The sequence below is a fragment of the Limnospira fusiformis SAG 85.79 genome (genome assembly GCF_012516315.1).
Lineage (GTDB): Bacteria > Cyanobacteriota > Cyanobacteriia > Cyanobacteriales > Microcoleaceae > Limnospira > Limnospira fusiformis.
On record NZ_CP051185.1, the window covers coordinates 5604235 to 5619418 of the forward strand.

Below are 15184 nucleotides of genomic sequence, written 5' to 3' on the forward strand. Positions count from 1 at the left end.
CTGTAGTGATGGTGCTGGCTTGAATGAAATAGTATCAAGTCAGTATCAATGTTATCTGTTCTGCATGGAATGACCGCAACTAATACAACCTTCTCTAGTAGTTACGCCACAAATAAGCAGCTTTATACTCAGTTGAAGCGCGCTTTAAGATTAGGTTTGGGACAACAGGTTTTTATTGCAGTATGTGATCACCTGAGTCTGTTGCATCAAATGGCGAGTAGTTTGGAAACGGAACTAGGTTCTGAGGATATTCTGAGTACAGTTGGCGCGCGGTCTGGTAATGAACATATCACAACCCCAAACCAGGTTAGTTCTAAGTTGGTGACGCTGCATTTGGAATTGACTGACCCAAACCCTATTGCTCAAATGTGCCGCTGGAAAAGTCAAAATGCTGACTCTCCCCTAGCTTTCCAGATTTTAGGGGTTGAACAGTTGACTAGACAACCTGCTGCAATTCAATGGTCATTTTTGAACTATTTGCGGGAAGCTGAATCTAAGTTAATTGAATTTGAGTTAAGTGTGCTGCTGTGGATATCATCACCTTGGCTGTGTTGTATTCAACAGTCAGCCCCGGAATTTTGGCGCTTGCATAGGGGTATATTTAAATTTGTGGGCGACCCTACTCCGGTATATGCTCCACCTTTATCAGGGCAAAATTCGCCGGGGATACATAAATCCTCAAGGGTGATCTCGTCTGTAGATGAACCACTAGGTCAAACCATCGAGCCACATTTGCTAATAGATGGTTCACCATCGACGGTGGTATATTCACAGGAATATCTACAGACCTGTTTAAAACGGGCTTATATGTATCGCGATCGCATATCTAAGGGTCCCCCCACGGTGCCACTACTTCAAGATGCCATAGAAGCCTATAACCAGGTGTTGGAGCAATTAAATGAGTGGGAAATGCTGTTAGAGTCAAATAGTGCTTTACGGAAAGATTTAGATCCGGTTAATATCTATAACGATCTTGGTACTTTCCACTGGATGCTGTTTCAGCAGACCCGAAAATCTATCAATCAGGGTAGCCAGGCGTTGGTTAATCTGGAGATCAGTATCATCTGTTATCAAACGGGGTTAATGAAAGTTGACCCCACATCGAGAGGCTATATTTATGTTAGACTGCTGAAGAACCTGGGTGCAGCTTATACAGATTTAGGGACAATTAGAGAGCCATTAGAGAATTTACAACAGTCGATTACTGTTTATGAAGAGGCTATCAACTATCTTAAATCTGTTAGGGACCAGGGCGGTCTAGGTGGGGGCAGGTTCTGTAATCAGCCTCTATCTCCAGCAGATTCTTTAGAACCCGCCCGCATAGCGCTAGATTATCGGGCAATCCAAAATAATTTAGGAACGGCTTACTGGACACGCGCCCAACATATTGAACCAGTTGTTAATTTAAAGGCGGCGATCGCAGCTTATCGGGAGGCGTTGCGGGGCTATTCCGAGAATAAGGAGCCTCAGCACTATGCTATGATTCAGGCTAACCTGGGAACAGCTTACTGGAATCTGGCACAGCATCAGCCTTCAAAAAGGTGGCTGCAAAAGGCGATTTATAGCTACCGAGAAGCATTAAAATATCGCACATCCAAAGCCGCCCCCCTTGCCTGTGCAACTACTCAAAACAACCTGGGGACAGCCTGTTGGCATTTAGCAATGTATCAGGAAGAACCAGCAGACCGCAGTAAATTATTGAATGAGGCGATCGCAGCTTATGAAAAAACCTTAGCCCTAGCCCAACAACTCAGTCCCACGCAGTTGACATTCGATACCTTGGCAACTCACAATAACTTAGGACTTGCTCATTATCGTTTGGCAACAGATAAAGCACTCTGTCTGAGTGGAGAACAAAGGGTTTCTCACCTAGAGAAAGCACTGGACCATCACCTGATGGCAGGTTGTGAAGAACAACCATGTTCTCAGGAAGGAAGTGCCAACGCCCTAGAGTCAGAACGTCATCGTTTGGCGTTCAATCATCTAGTCCGAACCTTACGCGCTTTGTACCAGGAATCTGGTTGGCAAGGTCAAAACCAAGCCCTATCTAAGATTCCCGGTCATCTCCTCCCGGAAATATGGCGTTGCTTATCTTGAAACCAATAAAAAAATCAAGACTCCCCCTATATTGGCAAGGCTAGGCTTGTATTTTTGCCCCATGCTCACGATCTTCTTGTGGTTATGGCCTCTCAAAAGATTCTTGTCGTTGATGACGACCCGGCAATCCGCAATTTAATTTCTCGGTATCTGACTCAACAAAACTATGAGGTTGAGTCGGCAAAAGATGGTGAGACGGCGCTGCAATTGTTTGACGAATTTAATCCCGATCTGGTGATTCTCGACGTTAACCTACCTGATACCACTGGTTTTGCCCTGTGCCAAGAAATGCAGGACCGGACGCGAGTATTTGTTTTGCTTCTCACCAGTTTGACTGGAGAGGCTGATAAGATTAAGGGTTTCGAGCTGGGGGCTGATGACTATATTACTAAGCCCTTTGGTTTGGCGGAACTAGGCGCTCGTGTGCGCGCCATTTTGAAGCGACAGCGTTCTGTAGAGGATACGGAAATGCGGAGCTTGACCTATGGGGATCTGGTGATAGATCCGGTCCGCCGTGAGGTCTATATTAGCGATCGCCAAATCTCCCTCAGCGCCCTAGAGTTTGATCTACTGTACTGTTTAGCCAAAAAGCCTGGTAGGGCTTGGCGACGTTCAGAACTGCTACAGGAGGTCTGGGATTATGAATATGAGGGTGAACAGCGGGTGGTTGATGTTCATATTGGTCAAATTCGTAAAAAGATTGAGCCGGACACAGATAAACCTGTGTTGATTAAAACCATTCGCGGGGTGGGATATATGTTCGATCGCCGTGGTCATGAGGAACCCAGGGACTAAACTTACACATTTTAAGGGTTGGGGGTTGACAGGCGACTGGGAATAATGGTAATATTTTGACATCTTAATTAAAATTAAGACTTTGACTATATAAATAATTTTGCACATATTCCCATTATCTAAAATTGTACCAGAAGCGCCACCAAAAAGCAAGGAACCTCCCCCAGAAAAAATTTTTCGCAACAATTCTTAACATTTCGTTACAAAAGTTAACATAAACTAGAGGGAGGGCCAAGACTCCCTACTGGTGATTAGTTGGCTGTTTGGCAGTCATGAAGGTGGGACTGAATTTTAGATGCCCATTGCTGGCCGCGCCTCACACAGTCTCCGACGGAAACCCCATCAATATAGTTACTACACAGATAAAGTCCGGGAAGCGATCGCAATCCAGCATCGATGCAATTTAGGCGGTTCTGATGACCGAGAGTATATTGTGGGATAGCGCGCCGCCAAAGATGAACAGCTAAGACCTTGGGGGGGACATCTTCAGCCAGCAGAATTTGGCGTAGGTCTTGATGAACGGCGGCGACAATTTGATCATCATCCATTTCGCCAATTTCCGGGTCTGTTGCACCCCCAATATAATTGCTGAGGACTTGCCAAGATTCTGGGGCGCGACCGGGAAATAAACTTGAGGTCCAAATAGTGCCAAGGGTACGGATTCCTTGATGGCGGGGAATTAAATTACCAAAGCCTTTGAGTTGTTGTTTTAAGGCTGATTTGGGATAGGCGAGGACTACACAAGCGACGGGGGGATAGGGAATTTGGCTTAATGCGGTAGCGATGGGAGAGTGTAGGGGTTGCAACAGGCGAGCGCTAACATGGGCGGGGGTCATTAAGGCAAGGGTTCGGGCTTCTACTTGCTGAGGACCGTCTGGGGTGGAAAATTCAGCAATATAGGTTTGATGATCGGTGGGATAAAAACGGTCGATAGTCCAATTTAACTTAACTCGATCGCCTAATTTGCTGGCTAAGGTTTCTGGTAGAGTTTGCAGACCATAACGGAAGGACCCTAATTCACCGGGGCGAGTTTTGGGAATGTTGGGGTCGGGGGTAGAGACGGGGGCTTTTTTATTCAGACGCGATCGCACAAATCCAGGTAGTAGCCCCCCCCCAGCCTCCTCAGCGGCTACTATGCGACTAAAAGCGGAACGGACTGCTAACTGTTGAGGGTCGCCAGCATAAACCCCTGAAACGAAGGGCTGGACGAGACGTTCTAGGACTTCTGAACCTAAATGGCGATCGAAAAACTGGGTGATAGTTTCTTCTCCTCCCTGTTGAGAGAGGTGAGCGCCTACTGGGGGTGGCACAAATCCTATGGCTCCTAATGCGGCGCGGAGTTTACCTCTGGCGCTGATGAGTTCGGAGGAGAGTAGGGCGGGGGGGTTCATGGGTACTGGATGTAACATTAGGTTCCAGTACACATAACGGGGTAGTTTGCGATCGGCAAAAATCAATTCTTCTTTGAGCCCTAAATCTACGGCTAGTCCGAGTAATTCAGGGGTGGGGGCAAAACTGTTAGGGCCTTCTTCCCATAAAAAATCATCAGCCCGTCCGGTTGTAATATTTCCCCCGACTCGGTTCTGGCTTTCTGTAACCAAAACCTTTAGAGGTTCGCGCACACTTTTTTCACGGTTAAGACTATAGGCTAAACTCAGCCCACTAATACCAGCACCAACAATAAGGCTATCAACTAGGTTTGTCATTGTGGAAATTACAAAGCAGATTAGAGTGATTGTACTGTTGATTGCTGTCGAGTCTCAAGTCTCAAGTGGAGTCTCAGGTTGGGAAGGTGTCCCGCATCAGAAGATTTATCGTATCTATGGAAATTATCAGCATGCGGGGCACCCTACTCTGTTATTCTCACGCTTCACCTATGTATTGGACTGAAACAGAGTTTCTAGGTATACTCTGGCGGCTACTCTACAGCTATCGAGGGCTTCTGGTGTGTTGTTTTTGCCATTTTGTAACAAAAACAGGGACAGGGCGGCGGAAAACACGCGATCGTGATCCCAGTCGGGGTGAGTTTCCAGGTAGCCCTGAAGGGACTCGTGCAGTGTTTCGGGAATTTCGGTCAGAATACTAACACTTGTGTTCATATAAACCTCACAGGAGTTGAGATGGAGCCATTTTTTAGGCGGCTAGGCCAAACGACTGAGCCAATTCTGCTTGAAGGGAAAAGGGTATCTTATTTATTGTGTGCTATGGGGGGGGAGGGTTGTCAATGTTGCTAAATGTTACAACCTCGGTCTGGGTGATGGGGACTTGACGACATAATCAGGGTTTCAAGCCATTTTTTTTACATAACTTTACAACAATCTGGGTAGTTAAGGCTGTCGATACTAGGCTTGCCAAAATCCCCAATTAAACGCCAGACTATCATTCTGGGAGTGGTTGGCTGTGGAAAAATCTGATAAATCTGTGGAAAAACTCGCCTTACCCTGTGGAAAGTTTGTGGAATCTCTGGGGAAAATTTGGTGAAAAGATAAGAATGTTGAAGGGACAAAATTGGGGCGATCTGTGGACAATGGATAATGAAAGTCAAAATATTGCCAAGAGGGATTCTCAAATACTAAAAGGCTGACAGGGAAAACCAGGGGTGATTAGATTAACTTTGGGAAGGCTAGTGAAATAAACTTGAGGGATATCTGCTTCTGGGTAGTCCCCAAAATTCTGAAAGTATGCTTGGCGACAATACTGATTAATTTAGAACGCATAAATACATTTTAATCCAGTTGGTTATAGCCCGATTATAAATCCTCCAATACCATGGAAGATATCGGCATAAGTCAAACCTTTGACAACTCCCCAGCCTAAAGCGATAAGTTGAAAACATTTGACTTACCAAAATTTCCCAAATTCAAGGCGATCGCTGGTAAAAATCAAAAAATATGATACCATGAAGAATAAACATTTGTATTATCAAAACTTGAGGCTTTGATTCAAGCAGAAACGCTGGAACTACTGGAATGGCATCGGCTGTGTAAACATCTGGCAACCTTTACAGCCACTAAGTTGGGTGCTTTCGCGGCCCGTCAGTTGGCTATTCCAGAGACGAAAGAAGAAACCGATCGCCTGTTAGCACAAACGAAAGAGGCTTATCAACTGGAACTGAAGCTGGTTCAGGGTTTGTCTCTTGATGGTATTCAGGATATTGGGGCTTCTCTGGAAAGGGCCGATCGCCAAGGTATTTTATTTGGTGAGGAGTTATTAGCGATCGCCACTACGTTAGCGGGGGCGAGACAACTGCGCCGGGTAATTGATGACCAGGAAGATGTACCGGTATTAACTAGCTTAGTGGAAGAACTACGCACCTATCCGGAACTAGAACAGGAAATTCATCGGTGTATTGATGAACGGGGAGAGGTAACCGATCGCGCCAGTGTGAAAATGGGGGAAATTCGCGCCCGGCTGCAATCAACCCGCGATCGCATTTATCAAGTTCTACAAGGCATCCTGCAACGGAAAGCCCAAGCAGTGCAACAACAAATCATCACCCAACGAGAGGGTAGGTTTGTGATTCCAGTGAAAGCTCCCCAAAAAGATGCGATTCCGGGTATCGTCCATGATGCTTCGACTACAGGGGCGACAGTCTATGTGGAACCTCACTCTATTGTAGTACTAAACAACCAACTGCGACAAATTCAGCGGGCTGAACAAACGGAAGCGGAAGCGATCCGCCGTAGTCTCACGGAACAGGTGGCGGCGGTAGTACCGGATCTGGAAAAACTTTTAGCGATCGTGACAACTATCGATCTAGCCCTGGCTAAAGCCCGTTATAGCTACTGGCTACAAGCGAACCCACCTAGGTTTATTGACCCTGGGGATACGTCAGAAACTATCAATCTGCGACAACTGCGCCATCCCCTCCTAATATGGCAACAAGAGTATGAACAGGGACCGGAGGTGGTTCCGATTGATATCACGATTAACCCTCAGATCCGGGTGGTAGCAATTACCGGACCGAATACAGGGGGTAAAACTGTGACGCTAAAAACTATTGGTTTGGCGGCGATCATGGCTAAGGTGGGGCTATTTATTCCGGCGCGGGAACCTGTGGAAATGCCTTGGTTTGGACAGGTGTTAGCAGACATTGGGGATGAACAGTCTATTGAGCAGAGTTTGTCTACGTTCTCTGGTCATATTCGCCGCATTACTCGCATTCTACAGGCTATTGGGGAACCGATGAGGGTAACGGAGGCGGGGGAGTCCGATCGCATCTGTCCATCTCTAGTATTGTTAGATGAAATAGGGGCGGGGACTGACCCGACGGAGGGGACGGCTTTGGCGATCGCCCTATTGCAAAAGTTCGCGGACCTCACCCGTCTTACGGTGGCGACTACCCACTTTGGCGACCTGAAAGCGTTAAAATACAAAGACACTCGGTTTGAAAATGCTTCGGTGGAGTTTGATGATGCTTCCCTGCAACCTACCTATCGCCTATTGTGGGGGATTCCTGGGCGTTCTAATGCTCTGAAAATTGCGGAACGGTTGGGGTTAGATCATGATATAGTGAAACTGGCGGGGTCCTATGTTGGTGGCGGTGATGAGGATGTTAACCAGGTGATCGAGGGGTTGGAAGCACAGCGACGACAGCAGGAAACTAAGGCGATCGCTGCTAGTCAACTACTCCAAGAGACTGAACGCCTACACGGAGAATTGGCGGAAAGGGCTATATCTCTTCAGGAAAGAGAAAGGCAGCTTAAACAAGCCCAGGAACAGGAAATTAAGGAAACTTTACTACAGGCTAAGGCGGAAATAGCTAAGGTGATCCGTCGCCTACAACAGGGGAAAGCTACGGCGGCTGACGCACAAAAGGCTACGGCTAGGTTAGATGCGATCGCTGAAAATTATCTACCATCTCGGCAGGCTACACCAGTGCGATCGCCTAATTTTATGCCGAAAGTAGGCGATCGGATTCGTATTCCTCGCATTGGTCAAACAGCAGAGATACTCAGCGGACCTGATGATAATAATCAACTAACAGTCCGGTTTGGGATTATGAAAATGACTGTAGGATTAGGGGAAATTGAGTCCTTAGATGGTCAAAAGGTAGAACTTCCTAAAACTTCCCCAACTCCCAAGGCTGACAAGACTCCTAAACCCATTACGAATAAACCGGAACCCTCCCAACTTCCGAGGGTTCGCACGGATAAAAATACGCTAGATTTGAGGGGGAAAAGGGTATCAGAAGCGGAAACAGAAATCGATCGCACTTTGGGGCAAATTCTCGACTTTGGGGCGCTGTGGATTATTCACGGTAAGGGAACCGGACAACTGCGGCGAGGGGTTCACGAGTTACTCAAAGAACATCCCCAAGTTGAAAGGTTTGAACTGGCATCAAATCCAGATGGTGGGGCGGGGGTGACTATTGCTTATTTGAAGTAATAATTAATAATTAATAATTAATAATTAATAATTAATAATTAATAATTGTCGGGAAACCACCCTTTCGGCTGAGAAACCCGGTTTCTTTGAGAAACCGGGTTTCTTTGAGATATGTGGGAGAAACCCGGCTATAATTAATAATTGTCGGGAAACCACCCTTTCGGCTGAGAAACCCGGTTTCTTTGAGATATGTGGGAGAAACCCGGCTATAATTAATAATTGTCGGGAAACCACCCTTTCGGCTGAGAAACCGGGTTTCTTTGAGATATGTGGGAGAAACCCGGCTATAATTAATAATTGTCGGGAAACCACCCTTTCGGCTGAGAAACCGGGTTTCTTTGAGATATGTGGGAGAAACCCGGCTATAATTAATAATTGTCGGGAAACCACCCTTTCGGCTGAGAAACCCGGTTTCTTTGAGAAACCCGGTTTCTTTGAGATATGTGGGAGAAACCCGGCTATAATTAATAATTGTCGGGAAACCACCCTTTCGGCTGAGAAACCCGGTTTCTTTGAGAAACCGGGTTTCTTTGAGATATGTGGGAGAAACCCGGCTATAATTAATAATTGTCGGGAAACCACCCTTTCGGCTGAGAAACCCGGTTTCTTTGAGAAACCCGGTTTCTTTGAGATATGTGGGAGAAACCTGGCTATAATTAATAGTTGTCGGGAAACCACCCTTTCGGCTGAGAAACCCGGTTTCTTTGAGAAACCGGGTTTCTTGAAATATGTGGGAGAAACCTGGCTATAATTAATAGTTGTAGGGGCTGGTTATGCTGTCAATTATCAATTCTCGACGAGGATATTCATAAACCCGCCCCACCATTTACCCGCCCTACCCCACCTGAAACGGGGAATTTTAACTATATATTAACTCTATGTCCGATCGCATTCCTTCCCATTGGCATTCACCTAAAACGCCGGAATTAACAGCCACACAACTAGACCGTATGGCTGTGGAATTGCGTCTAGTTATATTAGCTTTAGAGTCTTTGGCTGAAGTGACACCAGAGACTTTAAGAAAGGCGGCACAAACCCTGAGTTTAGATGTGGAATATATCCAAAAATGGCAATCCCAAAAATTGACGGTAGAAGGGGGGCGATCGCTAGTTTTAGTTATCTCCTATCTAGCTAGACAAAATCAAGCCCTGCTGCGTCGCGCCATTGCTTTGATTGAACAATTAGAAGCACAAAATCAGGATATCCGAGAGATTTCTTTGATGCGGGACTACCTGGATAAATTCATCCAAGGCTATGATCAGCAGTTTCCGGTTAACCGACCCATTCCGGAAGAAGATATCATCCCCTTCGCGAAAAAACTGCTAATTGATTTACTATTTTATAGCAGTCCTGATGGTTTCGGGAGGTTTTGGTCAACCCTGCTAATGCGATCGCAAGCTAGACAACGCGGTTATAATATTAATAGAAGCCAGCCCTAAAATCCCGGAGATTATGTTAGTAACCCGACAATATACCCCCCCTACCTGTACACTAGAGGTTAGCGCCAATACTTCTTTTTTCAGTCGCTGGAAACATGAGAGTTGGGATAACTTTCGGTTCAAACTTTCCTTTGATGACCCCCGTCTTTCTGAATATAAATATATCGCAATAGAAGGCGATCGCCATAACTTAACCAACCTCTATGAAAGCATCAACAGGTATATTAACGACTTTCTGACCGCTTCCCCCTTGTCGGAAATTGACCCCATTTCCGAAGAGTCTCCCGACGCGGAAAATTCCTTAACCACCTGTTCAGACTTCCAGATAAAGCCTGATGGTTTATTGTACCATGATTTATTTTTGGGAAACTTAGCGCCTAGTCCTTCGGAATCATTCGTTCATTTAAGCGCGTTACAGTTATTTGATGTCGCCGCCGCCTTGCGGAATTGCATCACCGAAATAGAACCTTTTTTGACCTCAGAAAGCCAGCCGAAACGCACCTCTCCCGCGTGGCTACGAACTCTGATGATTATTATTACTACCACGGGACTATTTAGCGGAATTATCAATTTAAGCAATTATTATCGTCGCGATCGCCATTTAATTTCTACCCCAGAAACTCCCCAAATTTCCACTTCTACAACCCCCCCCGAACCGCCACCACTCCCAGAGTTTCCCATGGATGAACCCCCAGCGCCGCCTCAAATAGAAATACAAGTAGCGCCAGACCTTCCCCTAGTTGATACAGTACCTTTAACTGTTCCCCCACCCCTATTTGATCAACCTCCCCCTTCCCCTGAATTAATCCCTAATATAGCACCGGAAACAGATGGGATAATTATCATTCCCACAGAACCCGTTAATAGAACCCCTGTTAATGGGACGGTTAACCGCACAGAAACTCCTCCCCCTCCCACACCTTTAGCGCCGCCTCCCACTCCCCTATTTGATATAGGAACAGTACCAGAAAATATTAGCCTTCCCCCCCTGCAAAATGCTAGAGTTCCCGAAACGGATACCCCGGAAAATTATGCAGTTCAGGATATCCCAGAAGACAGCGAAAATGCCGAACCAATTGCACAGCTAACTAAACGAGAACCTCGGATAGTCTCTATTCGTTCCCTGAATAATACGGTATTTGATGAAATTCCCCAGGTGGCGGAAGTACGGAGTTATTTTGTAAAAAATTGGCATCCTCACAAGAATTTAAACAGAATATTGCAGTATCGTTTACAACTCAATTCCCAGGGCGCGATTGACAGTATTACTCCCTTGGGGTCAGCCTCGGTTAACTGGTTACCACAGATTAAATTCCCATCAGCAAATCAGCCGTTTGTCTCACCTATGGAAGATGGGAAGACGGCGAAAATTAGGGTGGTTTTAGACCCCAGCGGTCGGGTTCAGACTTTCTTGGAATCTCATGATTAGCATTGGTTATTCCCGAAACAACTGGGATAATTAGATTCATAGGTTTGGTCGCGTTTTCCAAACAATTGATAGCGGTTATCCCGCACCTGTTCATAAATGCGATCGCCTGCCCATTTCAGCCCTGGCATTGCTCGATAAGCCTTGACAAATAGCTCCCCACCTGGTAAAATGTTACCGATTTCTTCGGCGGCATCACTACCTTGCCATCGTCGTTGTGGCTGGTTTACGTCAATCAAAATCATTCCCATTAAACAGTCTTCGGGAGTAATATTTAACTGTGCTAATTTTGCCTCATCCTGCATAGGAATATAGCTAAAACGTTCACCGCGATCGAGATTTTCCAACAGTTGCACCAAGTTACTGCACAGGTTACAGTTCCCATCGTAAATTACATGATATAGCATCAATTTATCACAGTGGAGGACAGTTAACAACTATAGCATATTTCCTGAGAGATGACCAGGGAATCTTTATAACTCCATAGGTGCAATGATACCCAACTTTTCTTGAAGTGCAAATCGCAAAATAGACTGTGTGACGATAATTAATCCTAGTCTAGCTTGGGATAATTGGGGGTGATGAAGTTTGACCTCTCCCCAAATCGGACATTGGCGCAGAAAGCGATCGCATTGTTCAGTTATTTTCATCGCCACCTTTTTATCATCAATCTTCCGAGGTGGATAATGCCAGAAATCGACCCCATCAATTAACTCGCCAATCAGCATTTTTTCGGCATCATGAACTAACCGCAAATTCCCGGAATCATCTAACCAAGGCAAATCCCTAGGGGTGGCTAACCTCCACAGAAAAGGGGTAAAAATTGGTTCTGTTTCCACCAGAGAAATTAAGCGATCGCGATGAGCCATTCGCAATAAGGAACAGCAACGAGCATGGATATATTGAACCGGAAATAAACCGGAATCCAAACTCTGATTATCGGGAGAATTGGCAGTTATGGGCAAACCATGGAGCCGGATATTTTCCAACCACTTGACCACGCCAAAATCAGTAATATCAAATTGAATCATTCCCGATGGTAGCACGGTGGTAATTATACCATCATCCACCATTTTATCAGCTTGATTAGCGACAATTAAAGTAGCAATTTCGGCGGGAGATTGAGAATTGATAGCCGCCAATTTCATAGCGATCGCCGATATATAACGAATCCGGCTACCATTAGGAACACGAGTCACAGGAATATCAACCGAACCGATAAAATCAGGATCTAGCCCCCTTAATCCAGAGCCGAGGGACTTGATTAAACTTTGCTTAATTACCATATTTTCCATAAAACTTGCTATAATAGACACCATTAAAACAGCACAACTTGACTCATGATCAACTCTTTTCAACGCCGATTACCTACCCTGATGGTGACTATGTTATGCACCCTAGGAATTTTAGTAAACGGCTGTTCATCCACCCCATCTTCAGATTTTGAACAACAGGTTTTACAAGTAATTCGCAATAATCCCGAAGTGATATTAGAGTCGGTACAAGCCTATCAGGAACAGCAACAAAACCAACTCAGCCAGGCGCGATCATCTTTTTTACAACAAATGAGAAGCCAACCACGGGCGATTATTGGTGATTCTCCCACGTTGGGCGCAGCGGATGCTGAAATTGTTTTGGTAGAGTTTTCCGATTTTCAGTGTCCCTTCTGTCGTCGCGTCCAGGGAACGATTAGAGAGTTTATGAACAGACACCAAGACCAAGTTACTCTAGTGTTTAAGCATCTCCCCCTCAGTCAAATTCACTCGGAAGCGTTACCGGCGGCGAAAGCGTCCTGGGCGGCGCAACAACAAGGTAAATTCTGGGAATATCAAAACGCCCTTTTTGAAGGTCAGGATGACTTAGGAGAGGCGCTATATGAAGCGATCGCCATTTCCCTAGGTTTAGATTTAGAACAATTTAACCGCGATCGCAACAGTGATGGAGCGATCGCAGCCATTGAACAGGATCTGCAATTAGCGAGGGTTCTAGGGATTTCTGGGACCCCGTTTTTTATCATGAATGGGGAAACCCTATCTGGGGCTGTAGACCTGTCAACGCTGGAAGAAACCCTCGCAGAGGTCATCGCTCGCGAATAACTCCCAGGCTAGAGACCTCTTTCAAATAGCGATCGGGCTATAGAAAAATCATCCCCCTTTTTGGGGGCGCTTAACCACCTATTTTGAGCCACAATATCTCACATATTGCCTCACCACTTTAGACACATTAAACAACATAGTTTTTTCGTCTGTTATTTGAATTAAATGCCGTCTATTTAAAGATTGCAAACCGTTAATTAAATCGGTTAATGATAGTGATAAACTTTGTTTTAAATCATTTCGTGAACGGGGTTGATCAGTTTGACTCAACTGCATTAAAATCTGTTGCTCTATCACCGATAAACGTTGCAACATAACGGCTAAGTTCCGGTTTATTTCTACTGTTAGTATTATCTCTGGTTCCGCCAAAAAATCGGAGACTTTCCCCGCAAATATATCCTTGATTAGTTGGGCGATATCTTTTAAATAACCGGGATGTCCTTCATAAAGATGGATTAACTTTGACCAAGACTCCTTATCTTTTAAGCCGCGATCGCTCAAAAAATTAATACTCTTTAATCCTTGGAGTTGTAAAAATTTGGCGATCGCAAAATCATCATTATACCCCAACATATCTGGGGACGATTCCTGACTCAGCAAAATGAAATGACTTTGATGGCTGGTTTCGGCGATGCGTCTAAATAGATCTTGATACCCTTGATGTTCAGTTTTGTATTGTCCAGAAAATACACCCAGATTAAATATTTCTTGAACGTCGTCCAGAATGATTAAGCACTTTTTAGCACGTAAGATTGAGGAATTGAGCAACTGACATAAAGGCGTTTCATTTTCACTTAAATTGGGGTTGACATAACCCATTTTAGTTAATATACTGGTGATATTATGGTCTAAAGCAGGTTGAATTTTCAGACTTTTCCAGATGACCGCATCAAACTTATCTATATTCAGATCAATAAATCGTTTAACTAGGCTGGTTTTACCGATACCGGGTAATCCTAAAACTGAGATGAGGGGGATGTTTTCATTTAACACCCAATTAGACAGGGTTTTGAGTTCCTCAGTGCGATCGCAAAACTTGACAATTTTAGGCGCTAAGTGTAAATCGTGATAATTCGTTTCAATATCGCCGTTTAGCTGACTCGAACCCGATAAATTAACATCATCTAAGGTATGAGGATTACACCAAGTAATATTACTGTTAAATAAACCTACTACATTAAACTGACGTGAAGTGACTACCCTTTCAATTGTCCAGCAGAAATTATATTTATTAATATCTTCTTCTAATTCTTGAGATAAAATTTTAAATAACTGACGGCTGACATCGCCCACATGATTTTGATGATAGCCGCATTCCTCAGCAATTTCGCTATAGGTTTGACCCGACCAGAGACCTTTAATCACCACTTTTTCAAAATCATTAAGGTGCTTTCCCCTTTGCTTCTCCACCAAGCGATCGACAGCCTTTAAGAGTTCTGTAATAGTCATAGTTAATCGTCATCTACTTGAGATATGGTAAAAGTTTCCGAGATTATAGCCTAACTCTCCACCAGATCATGTTTTTTCTGGTTTTGCTTAACATTTTGTTACAAAACTCCCCATGAAATCTTGTTTTTTCTGGTTGCAGAGTTTAAGTTCTAAGTTTTAGAATAGGAGTCAAACCCAGTAGAGTTATAGAGGTAATACTAATGGATGAAGCTATTATTTTGATCATCGATGTAGCGATTCCCGAAGAGATCGCATGTCGAGGGAAACACGAGGATGCCAAAATTCTCGATAATCTGACATGTGATGACTAACAGATGAGATAAGCGAGAACGTTTACCAGTTCTCGCTCCTGCTGTTTTATGGTTTGTGACAATATAGAAAAGACCGCTCATGTATTAACACTAAAAAAATAAGGAGCAGGGAATAGGGGAGCTAATGAGCAATTGTAAATTATCCATTTTACTAAAACCCTTACCAGCGGTTTGTTAACGCAC

At 44.7% G+C, this 15184-nt stretch carries 13 protein-coding genes; 6 read left to right on the plus strand and 7 right to left on the minus strand.

The features are described from left to right. Positions 1-69 precede the first annotated feature (69 nt). Both HFV01_RS26050 and HFV01_RS26055 read left to right on the plus strand, forming a co-directional pair. Positions 70-2097, plus strand: a complete 2028-nt coding sequence (locus HFV01_RS26050) for a tetratricopeptide repeat protein (protein ID WP_231296448.1) — start codon at positions 70-72, stop codon at positions 2095-2097. An 84-nt stretch (positions 2098-2181) separates the two neighbouring features. Continuing rightward, positions 2182-2892, plus strand: a complete 711-nt coding sequence (locus HFV01_RS26055) for a response regulator transcription factor (RefSeq protein WP_006668624.1) — start codon at positions 2182-2184, stop codon at positions 2890-2892. A gap of 251 nt (positions 2893-3143) precedes the next feature. On the opposite strand, the gene hemG is transcribed toward HFV01_RS26055, so the two are convergent. From hemG to HFV01_RS31870, 3 genes are all read right to left on the minus strand, one after another. Further along, positions 3144-4598 carry a protoporphyrinogen oxidase gene (gene hemG, locus HFV01_RS26060; protein WP_006622155.1) on the minus strand — a complete coding sequence of 485 codons (1455 nt, stop codon included), beginning with the start codon at positions 4596-4598 and terminating at the stop codon, positions 3144-3146. A gap of 168 nt (positions 4599-4766) precedes the next feature. Further along, positions 4767-4991 carry a DUF2811 domain-containing protein gene (locus tag HFV01_RS26065; RefSeq protein ID WP_006622156.1) on the minus strand — a complete coding sequence of 75 codons (225 nt, stop codon included), beginning with the start codon at positions 4989-4991 and terminating at the stop codon, positions 4767-4769. Between the two features lie 466 nt (positions 4992-5457). Further along, complete coding sequence (locus HFV01_RS31870; protein WP_108615257.1) at positions 5458-5598, minus strand: DNA cytosine methyltransferase; 141 nt, start codon at positions 5596-5598, stop codon at positions 5458-5460. A 231-nt stretch (positions 5599-5829) separates the two neighbouring features. Here HFV01_RS31870 and HFV01_RS26075 point away from each other — a divergent pair, with 231 nt between their 5' ends. Beyond that, entirely contained in the window at positions 5830-8280 is a 2451-nt protein-coding gene (locus tag HFV01_RS26075; protein ID WP_006622159.1) for an endonuclease MutS2, read from the plus strand. A gap of 24 nt (positions 8281-8304) precedes the next feature. Here HFV01_RS26075 and HFV01_RS26080 read toward each other — a convergent pair whose 3' ends face one another. Continuing rightward, positions 8305-8958 carry a hypothetical protein gene (locus HFV01_RS26080; RefSeq protein ID WP_193520520.1) on the minus strand — a complete coding sequence of 218 codons (654 nt, stop codon included), beginning with the start codon at positions 8956-8958 and terminating at the stop codon, positions 8305-8307. Positions 8959-9158: 200 nt separating this feature from the next. On the opposite strand from HFV01_RS26080, the gene HFV01_RS26085 reads away from it, so the two are divergent. Then, positions 9159-9719, plus strand: a complete 561-nt coding sequence (locus HFV01_RS26085) for a DUF3038 domain-containing protein (RefSeq protein ID WP_006622160.1) — start codon at positions 9159-9161, stop codon at positions 9717-9719. Between the two features lie 13 nt (positions 9720-9732). Continuing rightward, positions 9733-11148 carry a DUF4335 domain-containing protein gene (locus HFV01_RS26090; protein ID WP_008051771.1) on the plus strand — a complete coding sequence of 472 codons (1416 nt, stop codon included), beginning with the start codon at positions 9733-9735 and terminating at the stop codon, positions 11146-11148. On the opposite strand, the gene HFV01_RS26095 is transcribed toward HFV01_RS26090, so the two are convergent. Continuing rightward, positions 11145-11552: a thiol-disulfide oxidoreductase DCC family protein gene (locus tag HFV01_RS26095; RefSeq protein WP_006668621.1), complete on the minus strand. Its 408-nt coding sequence runs from the start codon at positions 11550-11552 to the stop codon at positions 11145-11147. The two genes, HFV01_RS26090 and HFV01_RS26095, sit on opposite strands and share 4 nt — an antisense overlap. Positions 11553-11618: 66 nt before the next feature. After that, positions 11619-12464, minus strand: coding sequence for an arginyl-tRNA synthetase (locus tag HFV01_RS26100; protein ID WP_046321835.1), 846 nt, complete (start codon positions 12462-12464; stop codon positions 11619-11621). Positions 12465-12485: 21 nt separating this feature from the next. Between HFV01_RS26100 and HFV01_RS26105 the strand changes: the two genes are divergently transcribed. Continuing rightward, entirely contained in the window at positions 12486-13241 is a 756-nt protein-coding gene (locus tag HFV01_RS26105; protein ID WP_193520521.1) for a DsbA family protein, read from the plus strand. A 78-nt stretch (positions 13242-13319) separates the two neighbouring features. Here HFV01_RS26105 and HFV01_RS26110 read toward each other — a convergent pair whose 3' ends face one another. Further along, positions 13320-14690 carry a helix-turn-helix domain-containing protein gene (locus HFV01_RS26110; protein WP_193520522.1) on the minus strand — a complete coding sequence of 457 codons (1371 nt, stop codon included), beginning with the start codon at positions 14688-14690 and terminating at the stop codon, positions 13320-13322. Between the last annotated feature and the right edge of the window lie 494 nt (positions 14691-15184).

Bases quoted from the DNA above. Each gene is read 5' to 3' on its own strand.
- hemG (WP_006622155.1), bottom strand. From the start codon at position 4,598: ATGACAAACCTAGTTGATAGCCTTATTGTTGGTGCTGGTATTAGTGGG.
- HFV01_RS26110 (WP_193520522.1), bottom strand. From the start codon at position 14,690: ATGACTATTACAGAACTCTTAAAGGCTGTCGATCGCTTGGTGGAGAAG.
- HFV01_RS26100 (WP_046321835.1), bottom strand. From the start codon at position 12,464: ATGGTGTCTATTATAGCAAGTTTTATGGAAAATATGGTAATTAAGCAA.
- HFV01_RS26065 (WP_006622156.1), bottom strand. From the start codon at position 4,991: ATGAACACAAGTGTTAGTATTCTGACCGAAATTCCCGAAACACTGCAC.
- HFV01_RS26095 (WP_006668621.1), bottom strand. From the start codon at position 11,552: ATGCTATATCATGTAATTTACGATGGGAACTGTAACCTGTGCAGTAAC.
- HFV01_RS26085 (WP_006622160.1), top strand. From the start codon at position 9,159: ATGTCCGATCGCATTCCTTCCCATTGGCATTCACCTAAAACGCCGGAA.
- HFV01_RS26105 (WP_193520521.1), top strand. From the start codon at position 12,486: ATGATCAACTCTTTTCAACGCCGATTACCTACCCTGATGGTGACTATG.
- HFV01_RS26050 (WP_231296448.1), top strand. From the start codon at position 70: ATGACCGCAACTAATACAACCTTCTCTAGTAGTTACGCCACAAATAAG.
- HFV01_RS26055 (WP_006668624.1), top strand. From the start codon at position 2,182: ATGGCCTCTCAAAAGATTCTTGTCGTTGATGACGACCCGGCAATCCGC.
- HFV01_RS26090 (WP_008051771.1), top strand. From the start codon at position 9,733: ATGTTAGTAACCCGACAATATACCCCCCCTACCTGTACACTAGAGGTT.